Source organism: Cytobacillus stercorigallinarum (genome assembly GCF_014836495.1).
Taxonomy (GTDB): Bacteria; Bacillota; Bacilli; order Bacillales; family Cytobacillaceae; genus Cytobacillus; species Cytobacillus stercorigallinarum.
The window spans coordinates 29,464-49,248 of sequence record NZ_JACSQT010000015.1 but is presented as its reverse complement, the minus strand read 5'-3'; the positions used below and the strand labels follow the sequence as shown (position 1 = coordinate 49,248).

Sequence of the window (19,785 nt, the reverse complement as noted above, 5' to 3'; positions counted from 1 at the left end):
TGGTGCCAGCCTTCATATTAAAATAAAAAACAGCAGTGCTCATCACTGCCGTTTTCTCTATCGTTTTAATCAAATTGATAAAGTGGTGTACTTAAGTAACGTTCTCCATTACTTGGGATAACCGCCAATACTTTCTTGCCTTCTCCTAGCTCTTTGGCTACCTTTAAAGCCGCGTGAATAGCTGCACCTGAAGAAATACCACCTAAAATCCCTTCCTCTTTAGCCGCTCGACGTGCTTGAGCAAACGCATCTTCATTGGCAACAGCGATGATTTCATCATATACCTTCGTATCTAAAATCTCAGGTACAAATCCTGCACCAATACCTTGAATTTTATGCGGTCCCGGCTTCCCACCTGAAAGAACGGGAGAATCAGCAGGCTCAACTGCATATATCTTAATATCCTTGTATTTTTCCTTCAGTATTTGACCAGCACCTGTAATCGTTCCACCTGTACCAATACCAGCAATAAATGCATCTAATTGATCGCCCATTTGCTCAACAATTTCTTTTCCTGTTGTCTCGCGATGTACTTCAGGATTTGATAAGTTTTCAAACTGTTGCGGCATGAAGTATCCATGCTCTTTCGCCAACTCCTGCGCTTTTCTGATTGCTCCGCCCATACCATCTGGACCCGGTGTTAACACTAATTCCGCTCCATAAGCGCGAAGTAGATTCCTTCTTTCCATACTCATCGTCTCAGGCATCACCAAAATCGTTTGATACCCTTTTGCTGCAGCAACCATAGCAAGACCAATACCTGTATTCCCGCTGGTTGGTTCAATAATCGTATCTCCTTCTTTTAACTCACCACTTTTTTCTGCGGTTTCTATCATTGCATTGGCAATACGATCTTTTACACTGCTTCCAGGATTCATATACTCCAGTTTTAAGTAAATATCCGCACTTCCGTCTTCTACCATACGATTAAGCTTCACTATTGGTGTTTGTCCAATAAGTTCAGTAATTGAATTAGCAACACGTACCATCTTCTCCACTCCTTATTCCGAGTATTATTATTGGTTTTATTTAAATTTATCAATCACACAACCAATTGTCAATGAATATGCAGGCAGAAAGCCCTTGTATTATTAGAAAATTTAAAACTTTATACCTGAGCGATTCATGTTAGCTTATGCTAAATGAACTCTATAAATAACAAAAAACTACAATGCCCCATCATAAAAAGTTTCGATGTCCACTTCATCCTTAAAAGGCTCAGTAGAAACAGGAAGATCCATTTGCTCTAAAGCCATTTGTCTCCGTATTTGTGATTTGACATCCTTAAAGGAATACGTTTCCCCCTCAACAAACTCTTGTAACAAAACGATGGCATACCCTTCATCGGTTTTTACAGGGTTAGACCATTCTCCAGCTTTTAAATCTTGCGCTGCTTGAATGATGGTTTCATAATTATCGTCATCAACTGTCACATAACCAAGGTCACCACCCTGTGCAGCTGTTAATGTATCTGTTGATTTCTCCAACGCCATGGCTGTAAAGCTTGAGCCATTGTCTAATTCTTTCACTGTTTGTTCTGCTTCTTCCTTAGTAGCCAGTACAATTTGTGATAGATGATATGTATCCTTGATTTCATATTGAGCTTGGTTATCTTCGTAGTATTGTTGCAGCTTTTCCTCAGAAATACTAACTTCCTTTGTTAAAAGCTCCTCAAGCATTAAACTATCTTTAATTTGCTTTCTCCATTGTTCTTCGTTGATTGATAAAGCAGCCGCAGATGTGCCATACGCTGATTTTAACATTTTGATTTCACGGTCAATCTCTTCTTTACCAATTTGAACATCGTATTTATCTCCAGCAGCCTCGATAACCTTCCCATCAATCATTTCGTCTAGCACTTCTTTCCCGTAGCGACCCTCCATTTCATTTAACCAATCTTGCCTTGTAATTTCATCTTTTCCAATCTGCGCCACCACTTCAGATTGACTCGGTTCGCTCTTCCCAAGAAAATAAGCAACGCTCATAAAGTTAATCGCAACTAGTATGATTATGATTAACCATAAATGTTGTCTTTTCAAAGCTCCTCCCCCTACTACTTTGCATATATTTCTATAAAAAAAGACTTAGGTGCACCTTCCATTCCCCTATTGTTCTTAAGAATCAAGATACGCCTAAGCCCTCACATTTAGTTTGCTTCTTGTTTAAATGCCTCAAGTTCTTCTTTATTATAATGATAAGCTTCATTACAGAAATGACATTGTGCCTCTGCACTACCTTCTTTCTCTATCATATCTGCAATTTCCTCTTTTCCTAAACTAATAATCGCATTGCCAAACCGTTCTTTTGAACATGTACAAGTAAAACTAACATCCATTTTTTCTAAGAAATTCACTTGATCTTTACCGAGAACACTTTGTAAGATTTCTTCTGGTGTTAAGCCCTTTTCAATCATTGTTGAAACAGGTTCAATATTGGATAGTCTTTGTTCAATGGCTGTAATTGTTTCATCATCTGTCCCAGGCATTAACTGGATAATAAAACCACCTGCAGCTAATATACTATTGTCATCATTGACTAATACACCCACTCCAACAGATGATGGTGTTTGTTCAGATGTGACAAAGTAATACGTAAAATCTTCCCCAAGCTCTCCTGATACAATTGGTACTTGTCCAGAAAAGTTTTCTCGCATGCCAATGTCCTTTACTACTGTCAAAGTACCTTCTGTTCCAACCCCACGACGAACATCAAGTTTGCCCTGTGCATTAGATTCAAAATGAACTTGAGGATGAGTCACATAACCACGCACTTCCCCTTTTGCATTACTATCAACTAGGAGTGGGCCAAGTGGGCCATTACCTTCAATTTTAATTGTGATTTTGTCTTCTCCCTTTACCATTGCCCCCATCATTACACCAGCGGACATTGCTCTCCCGAGTGCTGCTGAAGCAACCGGCCATGTATGATGCCTTCTTTGCGCTTCTCCTACTGTTTCTGTTGAACGAACGGCAAATGCCCTCACTTGTCCTTCATAAGCTAAAGCTTTTACTAAATAATCACTCATTTTAATACTCCTTCCATGACGAATACAGACGTTATTCTACTTTTTTATCGTGTCCATATTCCGTTTATAAATAAGCTGTAAACCTTTTAAGGTTAAAAATGGATCAATAATATCTATGATCGTTGATTCCTTTGAGATCAGCGAGGCCAACCCACCTGTACCAATTACAAGCGGTTCCTCTTTTGCTTGTAACTTCATTCTACTTACAATCCCCTCTACTTGACCCACATAGCCAAAGAGAATGCCTGATTGCATAGCTGAGACAGTATTCTTTCCGATAATATCATCAGGCCTAACAATTTCTATCCGCGGTAACTTCGCCGCCCTAGAGTATAGCGCTTCAGTAGAGATACCAATACCAGGTGCAATCGCACCACCCATATACTGTTTATGCTCATTAATATAACAATACGTAGTAGCTGTGCCAAAATCAACAATTATGAGCGGTCCGCCATATTCATGAATACCTGCCACTGCGTTGACGATTCTGTCGGCTCCCACTTCTTTTGGATTATCATACTTAATATTCAAACCTGTTTTGATCCCTGGACCAACAACTAATGGTTTGATATGAAAGTATTTTTCACACATTCGCTCCAAAGCAAACATAATCGGAGGCACAACGGAGGAAATAATAATACCATTTATATCAGCAAAAGTTAATTGCTCATGCTCAAACAACGATTTCACAATCATCGCATATTCGTCTTCTGTTTTATGACGATCAGTCTCTATTCGCCAATGATACTTTAACTCATCTCGTTGATAAACACCCATCATCATATTCGAATTCCCTACATCAAAAACAAAGATCAAGCACCCTCACCACACTCACTTTAAAATAATTACACTTTAATACTGAGAACATCATATCACACCTCTGTTGCGATTATCCAAATTATGAAATGCAAACTTAGTACCTTGAATAATTATCTCCAATGGAAGATGCACCACTTGCCTTTGATAAGGCAATTCCTTTAAATAATTACTTAAATCCAAGCTTTAAGTCTATTGTTAGGCTTTTCAAAATCAATAAGGGTAAAAGGGAGAGTTATGTGATTACTGCACTGTTATAGACCAGGAATGATAAGTGGATAGCAGAAACGACCTTTGCTGAGCTATCTTTTGTGAATTGCCTTTCTCGTTACATGTAACACACGCGATTGTACTTGAAACGCCATTTTTATGATAGAACAGAAATCAACAATAAGAAAAAAGCACCTCATAGTGAGGCGCTTTTTCTTTATTGATTAAGATTTACGATCTTCATCAATTGCTGGAGGCTCTTCTTCTTCAGCAGGGGATTGTTTTTCCCTTGTTTCAGTGATTTCACCTTCATTATCTTTACGATCGTCATCTTTTCGAATATTTACTTTAATGTTTGAATCTTCAATTGTTTCATTTGATTTAGAAGCTGGGCGCTCAGGTAGTGTACCATGGTCAGATAGATGTTTAATTTGCTCTGCATCTAGCGTTTCCACTTCTAAAAGCGTTTTAGCAATGATATCTAGTTTGTCACGGTTCTCTGTAAGAATTTGCTTACAGCGTTGGTAACATTCTTTAATCATGCTTTGAATTTCTAAATCAATCTCATATGCAATGGCATCTGAGTAATTACGCTCGTTATTGAAGTCTCTGCCTAAGAATACTTGCCCACCTTGTGATTGACCAAATTGTAGCGGTCCAAGTTTATCACTCATACCAAATTCAGTTACCATTCGGCGTGCAATTCCTGTTGCACGTTGGAAGTCATTATGTGCACCAGTAGAAACTTCACCAAACACGATTTCCTCTGCCACACGTCCTCCAAGTAAACCAACAATCTTATCAAGTAATTCCGGCTTCGTTTGGAAGTAGCGATCTTCTCTCGGAAGCATAACAGCATATCCACCTGCTTGCCCACGAGGAACAATTGTTACTTTATGGACCATATCCGCTTCATCTAAGATTAAGCCGATGACAGTATGCCCTGCCTCATGGAAGGCCACAATATTTCTTTCTTTTTCAGATATCACACGACTCTTCTTAGAAGGACCTGCGATTACACGGTCAGTCGCTTCATCCACATCGGTCATATCCACCTTTTTCTTATTCTGACGAGCGGCAACGAGTGCTGCTTCATTTAATAAGTTCTCAAGGTCTGCACCAGAAAATCCTGGCGTACGTTGAGCAATCGTTTTTAAGTTAACCGACTCATCTAACGGTTTATTTTTCGCATGAACCTTTAATACCGCTTCACGACCGGTTACATCTGGGCGATCAACCGTAATTTGACGGTCAAAACGACCTGGACGTAATAACGCAGGGTCAAGGATATCTGGACGGTTTGTTGCAGCAATGATAATAATTCCTTCATTAGCACCGAAGCCATCCATTTCTACAAGCAATTGGTTGAGTGTTTGCTCACGTTCATCATGCCCACCACCGACACCGGCGCCACGCTGACGACCAACCGCATCAATCTCATCAATAAAGATGATACATGGTGCATTTTTCTTCGCATTCTCGAATAAATCACGCACACGAGAAGCACCAACACCGACAAACATTTCAACAAAGTCAGAACCACTAATAGAGAAGAAAGGTACGCCTGCTTCTCCAGCAGCTGCTCTTGCTAATAATGTTTTACCAGTACCTGGAGGTCCCACTAATAGAACACCTTTAGGAATTCTCGCACCAAGTTCTGAGAATTTCCGTGGGTCCTTCAAGAATTCAACAACTTCCACTAATTCTTGCTTTTCTTCGTCCGCACCTGCTACATCTTTAAAACGGACTTTCTTTTTACTTTCATCATATAACTTCGCTTTACTTTTACCGAAGTTCATTACACGGCCACCGCCGCCTTGAGCTTGGTTCAATAAGAAGAAGAATAAAATGAAAATAATGATGAATGGAATCATCGTTGTAAAGAATGTTACCCAGCCATTTGCTTCTTCTGCTGGTAGAATTTCTAATTTGGAATCACTTGCTAAATCTTCCACTCGGTCAATCACAGAGTCACTATTAGCAATATATGTGATAAAATATTTACCTTCTTCATAGTCTTCTAATTGACCACGTACTTCATAAACGCCTCTTACAGGCTGTAAACTAAGGCTTTCAACTTGACCAGACTCTAAATTTTCAACAAATTGGTCATAAGTCATTGCCTCTGTTGGCTCGTTATTGCCATTAAAGAAACTGACAACCCCTATAATGACTAAAAATATTAATAAATAAAAGATGGTGTTACGGAAAATCCGATTCATCCCTTACCTCCTCCCACGGTAAACAAACTACATAGTATCGTATCATACAAAATTGTGCATATACAAGGAATTACACTTGGTCAGACTGGGTTTTGTAAAGTATTTCACACATCGCTATTCACTTAATTATTATTGCTATACACCTCAGGTTTTAAGATGCCAATATATGGCAAGTTTCGGTATTTCTCGGCATAATCTAATCCATAGCCAACAACAAACTCATCTGGTACATTAAAACCTACGATATCCGCTTTAATTGCTGCTTTTCTGCCAGTTGGTTTATCAAGCAGAGTAACAATTTTTATCGATTTTGCTTTTCGATAACGGAATAACTCTACTAAATAGCTCAAAGTTAATCCACTATCAATAATATCTTCTATGATGAGGACATCACGTCCCTCAACAGAAGTATCAAGATCTTTCAAAATCTTTACCTCTCCTGAAGAGACCATAGAATTCCCATAACTGGATACATCCATGAAATCCATTTCAAGATGGGTATCAATTCGTTTAATTAAATCGCTCATAAATGGCATTGCGCCTTTTAAGACACCTATTACAAGAGGAAAACGTCCATCATACTCCTCTGTTAATAAGCCACCTAACTCTCTAACCTTTTGCTGAAGCTCTTCTTCAGTAATTAAGATTTTTTCAATTTCGTTTCGCATCTTATTCCTGTGCCCCCTAGAAGATCATTGCTTTATGTATTTCAGAAAAATATAGCTTGTATCAGGTGAATATTCAGCTGCTTGATCAGACTTTTTTAATCCTGGTAGCCATATTATGTTACCCATTGCATCCGTAACAACTGGCCATAAATCCCGTTTTTGCCGCGGAATTTTCTGATCGATAAAGATATCCTTTAACTTTTTGCTACCATTTATTCCTTTTAACTTCATCCTGTCACCATTTTGCCTTGTACGAATTGTTAATGGTAAGGCGATATCCGCTTTAACCAAAAGATAATTCATTTGTTGAAATTCCTGTAATGGTTGATCGGCATAATGCAAGCTGATTTCGCCTACTTCAGGAATAACAAACTTTCCTGGCTCTTGTATTTGAAATAAATACGGCTGTACGGCTGTTTTTTCACTAGTAGAGAAACAGCAACAATCATATGAACGTACAACGGTTAAACCATTTGGGAAATGTAAGGTTCCAGACGGATGAGGATGAGTAATTAAGGAAAAAACATTTTCAATATGTGTAGCGGATAAAGAAGATGGCCTTTCCTGATATAGATAATTTAATATTAGTTGAATCACTCTTCTTTGTAAAGGTTTTGGGACATCTGTAAATCTGTCAATATAAAGAAGAATTTCACTGGCACTTTTCCTCTCTGTTACACTATTCAATTGAGCTTCTGCTAATTCCTGCATAAATACCTCATCTTCGCTCAAATCCTCACTAAGGCGCTGAAAATGGTTGTGCACTTGAGGGTTTTCCCTTTTTAAAAATGGCAAGATATTTTTTCTAAAACGATTTCTACTATAGATTTCCTTTACATTGCTAGGGTCTATTCTAGGGTCTAAGTGATGAGTCTCCACATAGGAATCAATTTCTTTTCGACTTAAGCAAAGGAACGGCCGTATAATTGCCCCTCTACCAAAAGGTCGTATAACTGGCATACCGGCTCTAGCAAGACCACTACTCCCTCTTGTCATTCTCATTAACATTGTTTCAATTTGATCATCACCATGATGACCTAATGCGATGTAATCAAGCACTTCTCTTTGCATAACTTGTTCAAAGAAACGATAGCGACAGTCTCTCGCAGCAATTTGCGAGCTTTTTCCAGTTTCCTTCATATGTGCAGAAACATCAATTCGTTGCATATGAAAAGGAATGCCTGCCTTCTGACAATAGCGTTCTACAAACTTAGCGTCTTCAAATGATTCTTCGCCTCTAAACATATGATCGACATGAATCACTACTAATCGAAAACACTCTTGTTTACTTAAATGTTGCATAAAATGCAGTAAGCTTAGTGAGTCTGGCCCTCCTGAGACAGCAACTCCTACATGCTTACTTTCCAATTTAATGCTTTTTTGTGATAAAAATGCTTTGACCTTTGCATAAAACATAACATTCTTCCCTTATGTTAAACTATTACTTCTACTAAAAGGATATCACTTTTTTAATGTTTATTTCCAAATAAACGATTATTTTTGCCTAAGCCCACTCACACCATTTGACTATATAAATAGAAAAAGTAAATACAGCCAATAAATAAGATGACAACAATCGCTCCAGTTGTTCCATGGCGCTTTCTTTTAGTCTTTCTAGTTGGTTGCCGAGTTTGTGGGGACACACTGTTCCCCTTTGATCGAGTTTGCTTATATGAACAGGTGAGCAGAGCTTGTCTCATATCACTAGCACTTTTAAACCTGCCTTGAAGCGCTGGTATGAGTACGTCTTCATAGCATTTTAAGTTTTTATGTTTCTTTACCTTATCCGTTAATTGTTCTAAACCTCTTCCGTCTTTAGAGAAACGACTAGGATAGGCGCAGTGAATAAAAACCATAGCTGTTGAAAATAAATCATAAGTCGGCTCAGCTTTTCTACTACCAAGCCCCCAATACCCCCGATCATAAAATTCTGTAAACTCCTTAATTGCTCTGCCTTTTATTGTTGTTCCTCCTACATCTATACAACGAATGCGCGGGGCCCTGCCTGTAACAATCAGATTCTCAGGTTTTAAATCTCCAAATACCCACCCCGCTTTATGCAACTCCTCTAAATCAGAAAGTAATTGCAGCATGAGCACAGGCACCCATGCCTCTCCTTTCTGTTTAACAAAAGAGAGGAGGTCAGGACCGTGAATATATTCCATCACATAAAAAGAATACAGCTTAGAGGAAGATTGCCAATCATCTACATCCAACAAAGAAGGCCCTAGGGTAGACCCTTGGACCTTCGTAAAGGATTTAAGCACATTGACTTCAGAAGTTACTGTATACCCATTTTCACTTATTTTTAATGCAACGAGTTGCCCTTGGTATGTGGCAAGATAAACAACACCATTAGCCCCTGCACCTAGTTCTTTTTCGATGCGATAATGCTTGTGATGCCATTTCCCATTAATAACAGCACCTGATTGTAGATTAAATTGACTCTTCATAGTACTCATCGTCATCTCTAGAAATTAAATTACGTAATGATCGCTTCTTATCAAAATAGGTGATCGCCTCTCTTAAAGCTGGACCAGTAGGCGTAATACCACCTGTTGAGAGTTTAGCGAACACAGAAGTTAACGATTCGAGCTTTGGTGTCCAATCTAGCAATTTTTCGACATCATTCTTTTTCCCGGGAAATACAAACAGTGCAAATTTATTTTTTCCCGTTCGTGCATTTAAGCTTAAAGATAGATCGAATAAGGCTTCTTTTACTGTTGGCAGCTTATGTTTCATACTTGCACTCGTATCGACAAGAATCAACACTTCCATTTCAACCGTTTCCCCTAACTCATCCACGACCTCCATTACCTCGCCCCTTTGTTCTGGAGGCAAATCTTCAATCGTTTGTTTATTTCCTAAGATTTGCGTAAGTTCACGATTGACTACGCCTTGTAATGTTTGTGTCATTGCCTGTCTTGTTACCATTTGTACGGTATGCGACAACTGTCTAGCATATACGATTTGACTTACCCCACCACCAGAAAGGGCAATACTTTCAATTTCCTGCATCCCTTTCTCATCAATAACGTCATTTTCCATTACACCTATTACATTTACGGAAACTCCCTGCTCTTTTGCTAAAGCTGACATCGCTATAGGATCTTCACCAACGTTTGAACATCCGTCTGTAATAAGTAAAATCTGTTTTAGGCTACCTGTTTTCATCTTTTTCCCTCCTAATCTGATAGAAGTTACTTAGTGATTACTAACCATTTTCAACGGATTAGAAAAGAAATATACATAAAACTCGCATCTATTGGAGATTCTATTCTGTTTACCATTAATTTGCTTGTTTATGGAGTGGTATACTCGACCATTTCGGGATATTGTGCTTCACTTTTGCCACCATCACTGTCATATCATCATCAATACGTCCCGCTCTTGAACGAATTACCTCTTCCATAATTAAATCTGCCACCTCTTGTGGATCATTCGTTTTTAACTCGGTTATTTTCCTCTTCATCCAAAGATCAAAGTTCTCCACATGTTTCGGCCCTTCAAATACACCATCACTCATCATAATTAATAAATCCTCTGCTTTTAATTGCTTGCTGACAACATCCACATCGAATTCCTCAATCATGCCTATAGGTAAATTACTTGCTTGCACTTTCATTACTTGGCTGCCCCTTTTAATAAAACTCGGTGTGGAGCCTATTTTCAAAAATTTAGCATCTGCATTTTGTAAATCGATCATCGCCAAATCTAATGTGGAGAAAATTTCATCTGTTGTCCTTAATGAAAGAACAGAATTGACCGATTTAATGGCCACTTGCTCTTCAATACCTGATTGTAATATTTTCTGTAATAATTCTAACGTCTCTTTGCTTTCTATATGTGCTCGTTCTCCATTCCCCATCCCATCACTAATGGCAATGGCATACTTACCGCTACCTAATTCAATTGTTGAATAACTATCTCCTGAGATTAAACCACCGTCCTTAGCCGCATGCGCCACTGCCGTATCAATGACATATGCCTTTGCTGAGCGAAAGGTTACATGACAATAATCGTTGGCATAACTCGCACATTCCTCAGATTTAACTAAAATGGTTTCTCCTAATATATCTGAAAGCATTGGCGCAATTAATTTCTCACATTCCCCGTGCCCATTGCAGTAAGGAATCGTCATCTCTATATCAACATCCCCTTGCTCCAGGCTATAAATCTCCACCTGTTCTACCTCTACCCCAAACTCTTGGATGGCCTCTAAAATCAGTTCTTCTTGTTTATGATGATTCTCTCTTTCTCTTTGAATTTCTTTTGCGAAATCCCCCATCACTGCAGACACACCTAATAATTGATCAGCTACAAGCTTCCTACTTTCTTGCACCTGTTTTTTCAACCGCTGATTTGCTTTATAAAAAGTAAGCTCCTGTTGAATCACTTCTGTCGTTTTCTTTGACCGTGTACAGTGTTTTTCCCACTCTCTTTCTAACCGTGAAGAAATTTGTCCATCTTTTTCATCTAAATCATGCATAATGTTTTTCATATAATCATATGTTGTATCAAAGTTCCTTGCCCAACAATGATCCTTTTTAAAGCAAGTTTGGCATGTTTTCTCTGTGACATTACTTAGGAAATAATCCAATTCTCGATCTGTCTCCTCATTTTCCACTACAGGAGCCTGATGTTGCATGGCAAAGCTTTGCGATAACGCTTGAAAAACATGAGAAAACTGAGAAACTCTGTGCGCAGTTACATCCCGCATTTTTCTCATGTACTGTTGTTGTTCCGCTGCATATTCTGCCGTCCCAGGAATATGTTTCGCTAGCTTTGACGTAAAACTTTGCGGTGTTAATAGAAAGAGAAGTATTGCTACACCAGTTTCGTACAAACCAATTAATAAGTTTGACTGATTGTCCCCATACATTCCCATGAGTAAGGTAGCAATGAGCAGACCAAACGCCACACCTATTTTTTTTCCTTCTTTCAACAGCCCACCTAGCAAACCAGAAAACGCCAATAAACTCATATGGAAGAAACTAGCTATATTAGCCAAACTGAATATTAACCCTGTCACGACACCGACAGTTGAGCCTACCGTGGCTCCAGCAACAAACGAAAACACAAGAACCAAATAGCGAGACATCACATGTTCGACTGATAAGTCATATACGGTCCAACCTATTGTTCCTGTCATTACTGAGGCCAACATAATAATAAGACATACGATTTCCTCTGTTTTTAACGATTGACGCCTCCGGTTAAAAAATAATAACGGCAGGCTTTGCAGGAATATTAAACATAGTATAAATCCTAAACTCGCCTCCACACTAGCCATCATCAAATCATACATCGCCACATGTCCCGTTAAGATATAAGATTGGATAATCGAACTGATTAATAATGTCACAGCGACAAATACAGGCATTACCTTTAATTCATTGGTTATCCACTTTTTACTTATCCGAAAAACAAATAGAAAAAAGAAGGATGTTAAAAACGTAGTCACACCATGAGTAAATGATAATGTCGAAGCTCCTCCAATCAATCCAATTAAAGCAAGCGGTGCTTTATCCTTTCTTACTAAATACATCGCAGCAAAAAAAGGCAGAGTGAATGGCGTCAACTGGGACAATATAAGGGCTCGTCCAAGTAAAAAACCAATAATTAAAAATAAGTACCCCTTTTTAATAAAGAAAGTTTCCAGGCCCGTCTGTATTTTCCCACCTATTTTTGAGAGCTCCATCTTGGGACGACGAAGATTCACTTCCCCTATCGGCTCTGCAATTGTTCGTTCGAGTTTTTCCATCATTCCCACTCCCTATTTGTTTCTTTTTTGCCATTATAAAGGGCTATGACTTAAAAGTTTGTCAAAATAATGGACAAGTACCTCTTTTTCGTTCGACTGATTTCTTTATAAAGCGCAAAAAGAGTACAAAAGCAGCAAGAATTAATGGATGGGAATGGGGCCATACGTTCTCCTGTTGTCTAGAAAACTAGCCATCACAGGCTTCCAAAAAATGACGAAACCTCAGCAACAATTCCGACAAAAATTTTCTGGGGAAAATAATATTGACAGACTTATAGAATCTTTGTATTATATATCTTGTGCTTTTAAAAGAAAGAAACTCAAATGGCGGTGTAGCTCAGCTGGCTAGAGCGTACGGTTCATACCCGTGAGGTCGGGGGTTCGATCCCCTCCGCCGCTACCATTTTTTATTGGCCCGTTGGTCAAGCGGTTAAGACACCGCCCTTTCACGGCGGTAACACGGGTTCGAATCCCGTACGGGTCATCACATATATGAGATAAAAAACAAACCTGGGCAGCTTCAACTGTTCAGGTTTGTTTTTACTCATTTTTAATGATAATAACAGCAGCCCTAGCATGTATTTTATTTTTGTTTGATTTCTGATTTATTTTCGTCTAATCCAATCAAGATTTTAACTCTGGTCTGATTTCTGACTCGTTTCTCGTCTAATCCAATCAAAATTTTAACTCTGACCTAATTTCTGACTCGTTTCTCTCCTAATCCAATCAAAATTCTAACTCTGACCTGATTTCTGACCTGTTTCCCTCCTAATCCAATCAAAATTTTAACTCTGACCTAATTTCTGAACCGTTTCTCTCCTAACCCAATCAAAATTTTAACTCTGACCTAATTTCTGACTCGTTTCTCTCCTAATCCACTCAAAATTTGCTCTCTGGCCTAATTTCTGACTCGTTTCTCTCCTAATCCAATCAAACTTTTCTCTCTAACCTAATTTCTGACTCGTTTCTCTTCTAATCCAAACAAAATTCTAACTCTGGCCTAATTTCTGACTCGTTTCTCTTCTTATCCAATCAAAATTCTAACTCTAACCTAATTTCTGACTCGTTTCTCTCCTAATCCAATCAAAATTCTAACTCTGGCCTAATTTCTGACCTGTTTCCCTCCTTATCCAATCAAACTTTTCTCTCTAACCTAATTTCTGAACCGTTTCTCGGCTAATCCACTCTATCAATCTTCCGTACCCTATCCCCCACAAATGCACAATTCTTTTGCAGGCTTATACACATAATTTCTTTTTACCTACCTAAGTCTCCACACTTAATCGTTATAAGTTACAATCATCGCCATTCGTCACATAAGTTGCGGAAAAAAATAAAAAGCAATCCCAATAAGGATTGCTTCTGCAGGAATCGTCGTGATTCCCTTGCTCGTATATATTAAATTCAGCAGCAAGTTAACCTCGTTTAGCTCCTCTGCCACCACGTTTTGATTCTGTATTTCTCTTAAGAGAAGATAAACGATCTTCGCTGTCTTTCAAAAAGCGAGCCATTTTAGATTCGAATGTCTCCTTTGAAGGACGGTGATTATCGTTTGTTCTACCTTGACGTGGGCGCCCAGAATAGCCTCTAGACTCTCTTCTTTCAGGCCTTTCCGTTCTCTCAGGACGATCAACAGCTTTCTTAATTGATAAACCAATTTTACCGTCTTTCTCCACATTAATAACTTTCACTTCAACAGTATCGCCTACTTTGAGGTGATCATTAATGTCCTTCACATAATTGTCTGCAACTTCACTAATATGCACAAGGCCTGTTGATCCTTCCGGCAGCTCTACAAACGCTCCGAAATTAGTGATGCCTGTAACCTTTCCTTGTAACTTGCTGCCTACTTCGATTGACATAAAAAGATATTTCCTCCTTAAAGATATAAAGTAAACCCAAATGTATTCATACTTATACTATATTATACCGAAAGATAAAAATAGGTGTCAACTTCTCATTGAGCTGACTCATTTTCTTTTTTTTCTTTTTCATCGGTTTCATCCGGCATTTTGAAGATGATTTCACCTTGTTCAGAAAGATAATAATCCCTCCTAGCAAGTTTTTCCAAATACTCTTCATCATGTAACCTAACAATCTCTTCATTCAAGGCCTTTTCCGACTGTTCTAGTTCTTTCAATTGTTGAGCAAGTTTTACCTTTTCTTCTTTCTTTTCATCTAGGGCAGCAGATTGGGATACGATAGTCGTAATCATAAACACTGAAACCACAGCAACAAATACAAAAAAGACAGTCAGTCTACGATAGAGAAGCTTCTTTCTCCTTTGAGAACTGATTTTATTGGCTTCCTGTTGTTCAATATAGCTTGAATGGATCTTGGCTACATTTTTATTCTTGTTGGCACTCATACAACTATCTCCCCCTTCTAAGTTATTCTTTCTTCTTCTTCCACTTTTCCGCTAGTTTCTTAACATATTCTTTCCCTTTTTGGAAATATCCTCTTAATTTATCATAGAACTTATCGACTGATTTTTTAAAAGGCTCTGGTAACATACGAATAAGAAGTCGAAATATCCACCTTACTGGTGATAATAGTACTTTTAAAATGAAAAGTAGCAGATTACTTGTCCATTTTATCAGTAGCAGAAGAAATTTGCCCACTAATATCAAGAGCCCTATTAACGTAGTGAAAAAAAACTGAACCGGTCGAATGATTAATAGGCGAATGACCTTCACAATAAAGTAATAACTAGAAATAATCGTAGAAATGACTATCTCTAATAGCTTTAGGTAAATATTCTTCATTAACGCTTGATAGGCTGCAAAACCGCAAAGCAAAGCTAAAAAGATGTAGAATCTTAACTCTCCTTCATTGACAAGGAACAAAATATAAAAAACAGCTAGTCCTTGTAATAGCCAAAAAAGGATGTCGTTTACAAAGACAACCCAACTCTTTCTTACTGGCCGTTTGAGAAAGCGCTGATACGTATCAAAGCTCGCGCCAAAAAGGGAACCCATCCCGATCATGGAGAGCATCGTCATAAATTGGACCGATAGCGTCATCGGAATAACTTGCTAAAGAGCCCTTTAGCTTTTTCTCCATGTTGATCATCTAAATAGACTAGGTCGAAGATTTTCCCTTTGATGGAGACAATTCCTTTATCCACATCTAAATTCTTCATTTGTAGATTTTGCCCTTTGATCGCTAAAAAACCCATGACAGTTTCTAATAAAAACTCTTCATTATCAAAGCTTTCTACCTGCTTCACTCCCGTAATATCTAGCAGTCTTCTGCCACGCATGATCACATCATGATCAGAAGCAGTTGGTTTACTCGAGTTCTCATGGTATTGGCTCATCTCTATCCCTCACAATCCATAGTACAATCCTTTAATACATATGTATGAAGATTGCGCAGGGATTAGAACAAGCGCCAGTTATTTATTCTTGATTCATTCTTTCTTCACTTAAAATCGTGTACATTTCTGCTGCATCATCTTTTCTTGTTGTTTCCTGAATTTTATCTATTCGTACCTTTGTCACTTTTTGCCCAAATCGAATCGATAATTCATCACCAACTTTTACATTGGTACTTGCCTTCGCTTCTAATCCATTTATAGCAATACGCCCTTGGTCAGAGACTTCCTTTGCCAATGTACGTCTTTTTATTAATCTAGATACTTTTAGAAATTTATCTAATCGCATACTTTCACTTCCTTTTACCCTTAAAAGTTCATTTAGTAACCTTTTTTCTTCGCTTCTTCCCAAAAACGATCCATTTCCTCCAGGCTCGCCTCTTCTAGATTCTTACCTAGATTTTTCTCTATATATGAAAACCGATTCGTAAATTTCGTATTGGTTCGATTTAATGCTTCTTCTGGGTTGATTTGATAATACCGAGCAATATTGATAAATGCAAATATTATATCACCAAATTCTATTATACGATTGTCATTATTATTCTCGGCTTCCAATTGGAATTCTTTAATCTCTTCAAACACCTTATCCCACATGGGTTGGGTGTTTTCCCAATCGAAACCGACCTTTGCAGCACGTTTTTGTAATTCTTCTGCCCGCAATATGGCTGGATATGACTTTGGAACACCCTCCAATAACGACAATGTTTTTTCGCCTTTTTCTTGTTGTTTCATTTCATCCCAGTTACGTAACGCTTCATTTACATCCTCTGCTGCTTTTTCACCAAACACATGTGGATGTCTAAAAACCATCTTTTTAGATAGACCATCTATTATATCATGTATCGAGAAGTACCCTTCATCTTCTCCTATCTGCGCATGCAGCATCACTTGCAATAATACATCCCCGAGCTCTTCAATCATATGATCAATATCATCTTCTTCGATCGCTTCAATTAATTCATACGCTTCCTCGATTAAATACTTCTTCAAAGATTGATGGGTTTGTTTCTTATCCCACGGACATCCATTTGGACCTCTTAAGGTAGCAATGATTTCTTTTAGTTTAGGGAATGTTGGGTAAAGAATCTCTTCATCCGTAACAGGAGGAACATAAACAGATGTTAAATTAGTTAAAGCTAAATCATGGTCTAGTTCATAAAGTGGTACTTCCTTGATCACTTCTTCACTACTTCCGGCTGCTGTTACAATTTTCACTAAATAATCATCCGGTAAATAGTCCATTAACGTTAACTTCACTTCAGATGCAATAAATGCATCATACACTTGTCCGATAATCATATGTTGCGTAAGAACAAGTTCACTTCCCTTTAAGTCCGTACCATCTAGTAGTGAAAAACCTTCAACTGGATCAACCCTTAACGCTTGGAACATGCTATCTAGAAAACTTTGTCCACCCTTAAAGTCTAAAGTCACTTCATACTCATCCGCTCTTTCAATGAGTAATTGCACCGTTTTTTCTGCTACAAGCGGGTGTCCTGGCACAGCATAAACAATGTTTTCTACTTTTCCTTTTTCTAATAAAAGTGTGCTTATTTCTTCGTACACCTCTGCAAATTGATCATGTGATTCATAGATCGTATCAAAGGATTCAAATTGCACCCCTTCGGCTATTAAGGCTGTTACCACAGGATGTTCTTTTGTTCTTAAATAGACTTTATCCACACTGGTTAATAGCTTATATACTCCTAGTGGCAGTTGATTAAGATCTCCTGCTCCAAGGCCAATAATTGTTACCTTCATTATAAATAATTCTCCTTTATTTTACTTTTTGTGTCGGTTGTTTTCATCTTCTTTTCATAAAATGGAGAAGCTTTTCTCCGAAAGGTAACTGACGTAACTCTGCTGCTGTAAATATGTTGCTGCGAATCGTAAGAAACAAATAAAGAATTGCACCGAGAGCGGCGCCAGTTAACGCTTGAAAGGTAGCAAGTACTCGTCCACTCATGAATGAGAGTTCCGTAACAGAGAGATACAAATTTAAAAGAATCGCCATCATAATAGCAGAACTAAGGATCGTCAATAACACATGTACAGAAATGAGTTTGACACTTTGGTTCCATTTTAACCGAAACAGCAAAGCAATTACCATCAACGCTAACGCAATGTATGTCGCGTACACAGCCCCATAAATGCCATCATGTGGTACAAATAAGCGATTCAGAAAGTACTTCAGTCCCACTCCGATTAGAATCGTCCACGCTGGAAAAAAGCTATTTCCTAAGCCTTGATGAACTGCTGCCAAGGTAATGACAAGGGAACTTAGTAAAATAACAAAAGAAAGTAACCCTAAAACGGCTGAACCTTTATCATTTTCAAATAGCATGACATTTGTTTGTCTCACAATCGTCCAAAGCCCTACTGAAGCGCCAACGCCAAATAGAAGGCTCACCCTTATGACCAATTGGATTTTTTCATTGAGAAGCTGAGGTTGCTTCATTTTTACGTATGTAAGAATAGGTACAAGTGATAAACTCATCGAAGTAGCAACAACAGAACCTAATTGAATAAGTGGCTGGCCTCTGTCATATACACCCTTTAATGTTTTCGCTTCAATCTCAGAAAAACCTGATGTCGTCAATAATGCATAAAGATTGAGGGCATCTGCTAACTGGATAAAAATGAGTAATAAACTACTTACACAAATAGCAAAGCTTTGGACAATAATCTCTTTAGACAGCTGGAAAAACGAGCTCACAGGCTTGTGCTTCTGTCTCATTCTTGGTTCTCTTTTTATTTCTTTAATAAAATAGAATAGCAAGATTGCAAAAGCTGCCAAAGAGGCTAAAATGACACCATAGTAAACGCCACCGCTAACAGAATAAATCGAAGCACCCATCTTAGTGAGTATATAGGCATAAAGCAAAATAAACAGCACTCTTATAAGTTGCTCACTCACTTGAGAAACAGCTGTTGGCATCATATTTCCTTTTCCTTGAAAAAAGCCTCTAAGCACTGATACCAGTGGTAAAATTAAAAAACTAATAGCAACAATACGCAAGGAATCAGCCAATTGAGGATCGTTCATATAGTGAGCTAAGGCATCCGCACTAAAATACATTGCGAAGCAACATAAAACAGCGATCATTGATAACAATAATCCGGCGACTTTTAATAATCGCCGTCCACCTTCCTCACCATTCTTTGTTCTTTGCTCAATATATAGTTTTGAAATCACAACTGGAAAACCTGTTGTGGCTAATACAAGAAAGATCCCATAAAAAGGGTATACTTGTTGATAAATATAAAAACCGATATCTCCTACTATGTTTTGGAAAGGAATGCGATAAACCGCGCTTAACAGTTTGACAATCATTCCTGCCACAGTCAAAATAACCGCACCTTTCATTATACTCGTAGAAGTTTGATTGGTATCCAGAAGATATCTCCCCCTATAAGCACGACGATACCGCTTAACTATGAACTTCGAAATGTATTATAGCATATTCATTTATGGTTATTTGTCTCACCGCTCCTTGCCTGAAGGAGGCATTTTAAATATTTGAGTTGAAGTTTTGCGGTAACTGGATGCTTGTCTATGATTTCTCCTCTTGTTTAATCAATTCCTACTTGTATGTATCAACTTTTTCAGGATAAGTGAACACATAAGCGTCATTAATTTCTTCATAATCGGGTTCCTTTGATTGAATGCTCCCATCATCCAAACAAATTTCATTGAGTTC

General features: G+C 38.2%; 17 protein-coding genes and 2 tRNA genes. 2 read left to right on the top strand and 17 right to left on the bottom strand.

Features of this window, described 5'->3' with window-relative positions:
- Positions 1-65: 65 nt before the first annotated feature.
- The 10 genes from cysK to spoIIE form a co-directional block, all read right to left on the bottom strand.
- On the bottom strand, positions 66-989 hold the full coding sequence (gene cysK / locus H9655_RS20170) for a cysteine synthase A (protein WP_191817028.1): 924 nt from the start codon (positions 987-989) through the stop codon (positions 66-68).
- Between the two features lie 177 nt (positions 990-1,166).
- Positions 1,167-2,039, bottom strand: coding sequence for a peptidyl-prolyl cis-trans isomerase (locus tag H9655_RS20165; RefSeq protein WP_191817027.1), 873 nt, complete (start codon positions 2,037-2,039; stop codon positions 1,167-1,169).
- A 107-nt stretch (positions 2,040-2,146) separates the two neighbouring features.
- A complete protein-coding gene (hslO, locus tag H9655_RS20160) occupies positions 2,147-3,025 on the bottom strand; it encodes an Hsp33 family molecular chaperone HslO (RefSeq protein ID WP_191817026.1) in 879 nt (292 codons plus the stop codon).
- Between the two features lie 36 nt (positions 3,026-3,061).
- Entirely contained in the window at positions 3,062-3,841 is a 780-nt protein-coding gene (locus tag H9655_RS20155) for a type III pantothenate kinase (RefSeq protein WP_191817025.1), read from the bottom strand.
- A 434-nt stretch (positions 3,842-4,275) separates the two neighbouring features.
- Positions 4,276-6,273, bottom strand: coding sequence for an ATP-dependent zinc metalloprotease FtsH (gene ftsH / locus H9655_RS20150; protein ID WP_191817024.1), 1,998 nt, complete (start codon positions 6,271-6,273; stop codon positions 4,276-4,278).
- A 122-nt stretch (positions 6,274-6,395) separates the two neighbouring features.
- On the bottom strand, positions 6,396-6,941 hold the full coding sequence (gene hpt, locus H9655_RS20145; RefSeq protein WP_095371268.1) for a hypoxanthine phosphoribosyltransferase: 546 nt from the start codon (positions 6,939-6,941) through the stop codon (positions 6,396-6,398).
- Positions 6,942-6,965: 24 nt separating this feature from the next.
- Positions 6,966-8,357: a tRNA lysidine(34) synthetase TilS gene (tilS, locus tag H9655_RS20140; protein WP_191817023.1), complete on the bottom strand. Its 1,392-nt coding sequence runs from the start codon at positions 8,355-8,357 to the stop codon at positions 6,966-6,968.
- 98 nt (positions 8,358-8,455) lie between these two features.
- Positions 8,456-9,403: a protein kinase domain-containing protein gene (locus tag H9655_RS20135; RefSeq protein ID WP_318245525.1), complete on the bottom strand. Its 948-nt coding sequence runs from the start codon at positions 9,401-9,403 to the stop codon at positions 8,456-8,458.
- Positions 9,378-10,115: a VWA domain-containing protein gene (locus H9655_RS20130; RefSeq protein ID WP_191817021.1), complete on the bottom strand. Its 738-nt coding sequence runs from the start codon at positions 10,113-10,115 to the stop codon at positions 9,378-9,380. Before H9655_RS20130 ends, H9655_RS20135 begins: the two co-directional genes overlap by 26 nt.
- 115 nt (positions 10,116-10,230) lie before the next feature.
- Positions 10,231-12,705 carry a stage II sporulation protein E gene (spoIIE, locus tag H9655_RS20125; protein ID WP_191817020.1) on the bottom strand — a complete coding sequence of 825 codons (2,475 nt, stop codon included), beginning with the start codon at positions 12,703-12,705 and terminating at the stop codon, positions 10,231-10,233.
- 326 nt (positions 12,706-13,031) lie between these two features.
- On the opposite strand from spoIIE, the gene H9655_RS20120 reads away from it, so the two are divergent.
- A tRNA-Met gene (locus H9655_RS20120) sits at positions 13,032-13,108 on the top strand.
- Between the two features lie 9 nt (positions 13,109-13,117).
- Positions 13,118-13,189 (top strand) — tRNA-Glu (locus H9655_RS20115).
- A gap of 931 nt (positions 13,190-14,120) precedes the next feature.
- Here H9655_RS20115 and H9655_RS20110 read toward each other — a convergent pair.
- The 7 genes from H9655_RS20110 to H9655_RS20080 form a co-directional block, all read right to left on the bottom strand.
- Positions 14,121-14,567, bottom strand: a complete 447-nt coding sequence (locus H9655_RS20110) for a S1 domain-containing RNA-binding protein (protein WP_095371273.1) — start codon at positions 14,565-14,567, stop codon at positions 14,121-14,123.
- Positions 14,568-14,662: 95 nt separating this feature from the next.
- Positions 14,663-15,073, bottom strand: coding sequence for an FtsB family cell division protein (locus tag H9655_RS20105; RefSeq protein ID WP_191817019.1), 411 nt, complete (start codon positions 15,071-15,073; stop codon positions 14,663-14,665).
- A 22-nt stretch (positions 15,074-15,095) separates the two neighbouring features.
- Positions 15,096-15,728, bottom strand: coding sequence for a spore cortex biosynthesis protein YabQ (yabQ, locus tag H9655_RS20100; protein WP_191817018.1), 633 nt, complete (start codon positions 15,726-15,728; stop codon positions 15,096-15,098).
- Positions 15,725-16,024, bottom strand: coding sequence for a sporulation protein YabP (gene yabP, locus H9655_RS20095; protein WP_191817017.1), 300 nt, complete (start codon positions 16,022-16,024; stop codon positions 15,725-15,727). The genes yabQ and yabP overlap by 4 nt, the downstream gene beginning before the upstream one ends.
- Before the next feature lie 82 nt (positions 16,025-16,106).
- Positions 16,107-16,370 (bottom strand): RNA-binding S4 domain-containing protein, encoded by a 264-nt coding sequence (locus H9655_RS20090; protein ID WP_191817016.1) that lies wholly within the window; start codon positions 16,368-16,370, stop codon positions 16,107-16,109.
- A gap of 32 nt (positions 16,371-16,402) precedes the next feature.
- On the bottom strand, positions 16,403-17,845 hold the full coding sequence (locus tag H9655_RS20085) for a bifunctional methyltransferase/pyrophosphohydrolase YabN (RefSeq protein WP_191817015.1): 1,443 nt from the start codon (positions 17,843-17,845) through the stop codon (positions 16,403-16,405).
- Positions 17,846-17,888: 43 nt separating this feature from the next.
- The gene (locus tag H9655_RS20080; RefSeq protein ID WP_225230778.1) at positions 17,889-19,451 is read right to left on the bottom strand and encodes a putative polysaccharide biosynthesis protein; all 1,563 of its coding nucleotides are present in this window, start codon (positions 19,449-19,451) and stop codon (positions 17,889-17,891) included.
- Positions 19,452-19,785 lie beyond the last annotated feature (334 nt).

Excerpts from the sequence above, each read along its gene's own strand:
- cysK (WP_191817028.1), bottom strand. The coding sequence starts at position 989 with ATGGTACGTGTTGCTAATTCAATTACTGAACTTATTGGACAAACACCA.
- hslO (WP_191817026.1), bottom strand. The coding sequence starts at position 3,025 with ATGAGTGATTATTTAGTAAAAGCTTTAGCTTATGAAGGACAAGTGAGG.
- ftsH (WP_191817024.1), bottom strand. The coding sequence starts at position 6,273 with ATGAATCGGATTTTCCGTAACACCATCTTTTATTTATTAATATTTTTA.
- hpt (WP_095371268.1), bottom strand. The coding sequence starts at position 6,941 with ATGCGAAACGAAATTGAAAAAATCTTAATTACTGAAGAAGAGCTTCAG.
- tilS (WP_191817023.1), bottom strand. The coding sequence starts at position 8,357 with ATGTTTTATGCAAAGGTCAAAGCATTTTTATCACAAAAAAGCATTAAA.
- H9655_RS20135 (WP_318245525.1), bottom strand. The coding sequence starts at position 9,403 with ATGAGTACTATGAAGAGTCAATTTAATCTACAATCAGGTGCTGTTATT.
- H9655_RS20130 (WP_191817021.1), bottom strand. The coding sequence starts at position 10,115 with ATGAAAACAGGTAGCCTAAAACAGATTTTACTTATTACAGACGGATGT.
- spoIIE (WP_191817020.1), bottom strand. The coding sequence starts at position 12,705 with ATGGAAAAACTCGAACGAACAATTGCAGAGCCGATAGGGGAAGTGAAT.
- H9655_RS20110 (WP_095371273.1), bottom strand. The coding sequence starts at position 14,567 with ATGTCAATCGAAGTAGGCAGCAAGTTACAAGGAAAGGTTACAGGCATC.
- H9655_RS20105 (WP_191817019.1), bottom strand. The coding sequence starts at position 15,073 with ATGAGTGCCAACAAGAATAAAAATGTAGCCAAGATCCATTCAAGCTAT.
- yabQ (WP_191817018.1), bottom strand. The coding sequence starts at position 15,728 with ATGACGCTATCGGTCCAATTTATGACGATGCTCTCCATGATCGGGATG.
- yabP (WP_191817017.1), bottom strand. The coding sequence starts at position 16,024 with ATGAGCCAATACCATGAGAACTCGAGTAAACCAACTGCTTCTGATCAT.
- H9655_RS20090 (WP_191817016.1), bottom strand. The coding sequence starts at position 16,370 with ATGCGATTAGATAAATTTCTAAAAGTATCTAGATTAATAAAAAGACGT.
- H9655_RS20085 (WP_191817015.1), bottom strand. The coding sequence starts at position 17,845 with ATGAAGGTAACAATTATTGGCCTTGGAGCAGGAGATCTTAATCAACTG.
- H9655_RS20080 (WP_225230778.1), bottom strand. The coding sequence starts at position 19,451 with ATGAAAGGTGCGGTTATTTTGACTGTGGCAGGAATGATTGTCAAACTG.